This window comes from Klebsiella sp. K47 (assembly GCF_051858335.1).
GTDB classification, from domain to species: domain Bacteria; phylum Pseudomonadota; class Gammaproteobacteria; order Enterobacterales; family Enterobacteriaceae; genus Klebsiella; species Klebsiella pneumoniae.
On sequence record NZ_JBPYUI010000338.1, the window covers coordinates 1 to 229 of the forward strand.

At 37.6% G+C, this 229-nt stretch carries 1 pseudogene; it reads left to right on the forward strand.

The annotated features are described in order from the left end of the window. Positions 1-187 (forward strand): annotated as a pseudogene (locus RRF55_RS28290) (phosphomannomutase CpsG); the annotation flags it as partial. Positions 188-229 lie beyond the last annotated feature (42 nt).

The window sequence follows — 229 nt, forward strand, 5'->3', positions numbered from 1 at the left end:
TGCCGATCAAAATCCTGCAATTGATGAAACGGATGGCATCAGCCTGAATTTTGGTGCATGGCGTCTAAATGTACGTGCTTCCAATACTGAACCTTTATTACGTCTCAACATTGAAAGCCGTAAAGACCAAAATCCACAACCAATACAAGACTATGTGGATGAATTAACGCAGTTGATTCAAGGTTAAATTGTTCTGGATGCTAATAAAAAACCATTCAACTTATCATAT